Below are 1,034 nucleotides of genomic sequence, written 5' to 3'. Positions count from 1 at the left end.
TGCAGGAACTGTGTGAAATCAACTGAAACTTTTTTATTTGTCAATGAAAATACAACGACTTTTTAGCATTCTACTATTTTGTTTGATGCTGGGAAGTGGCTCGCTTATGGCTCAGTCCATGAGTGACTCACAGGTACTGGAATATGTAAAAGACGGCATCCGCCAAGGCAAGGAACAGAAGCAGCTTGCTTCCGAACTAGCCCGTAAGGGTGTAACCAAAGAACAGGCAATGCGTGTGAAGCAGCTATACGAGCAGCAGAACAATGTAAATACCTCGAAATCAACGGGCACGGACATCAACGAATCCCGCCTGCGTGAAGAGACTAAGAAGAATACTTCCGATATGCTGGAGGATCATCCGACTACTCAGGACCTTGCCCGTGGTGATCAGGTCTTCGGACGTAACATCTTCAATACCCGCAACCTGACGTTCGAGCCTAGTGTCAACCTTGCCACTCCTGCCAATTACCGTCTTGGTCCCGGTGATGAAGTCATCATTGATATCTGGGGTGCGAGCCAGAACACGATCCGCCAGCAAATCTCTCCTGAAGGTACTATCAACATTCAGAAGATCGGCCCTGTCAACCTTAGCGGTATGACAGTCTCTGCCGCCAATGACTATCTGAAGAACGCCCTGAATAAAATATATAACGGTCTGAATAATACTACCGATCCTACTTCCGACATCCGTCTGACGTTAGGTAATATCCGTACTATTCAGATTAATGTGATGGGAGAAGTCGTACAGCCCGGTACCTACGCCCTTTCTTCCTTCTCTACCGTCTTCCATGCGCTTTATCGTGCAGGCGGTGTGAGTGATATCGGTAGCCTCCGAAACGTTCAGTTGGTACGCAACGGAAAGAATATTGCCACCATCGACGTCTACGAATTCATTATGAAAGGCAACACACAGGATGACATCCGCCTACAGGAAGGTGACGTTGTGATTGTTCCTGCCTATGATGTATTGGTAAAGATTAGCGGCAAGGTAAAACGTCCTATGCGTTTTGAAATGAAGAAAGACGAGAACCTTG

The 1,034-nt window shown here is 46.9% G+C and carries 1 protein-coding gene; it reads left to right on the top strand.

All coding sequences use genetic code 11. The features are described from left to right. Window positions 1-43 precede the first annotated feature (43 nt). The coding region (locus KTR07_RS28105) for a polysaccharide biosynthesis/export family protein (protein WP_217315580.1) at window positions 44-1,034 on the top strand (991 nt) is incomplete at its 3' end.

The sequence above is a fragment of the Bacteroides sp. MSK.20.82 genome (assembly GCF_019052485.1).
Lineage (GTDB): Bacteria > Bacteroidota > Bacteroidia > Bacteroidales > Bacteroidaceae > Bacteroides > Bacteroides thetaiotaomicron.
This window is presented reverse-complemented; position numbering and strand designations above follow the sequence as displayed.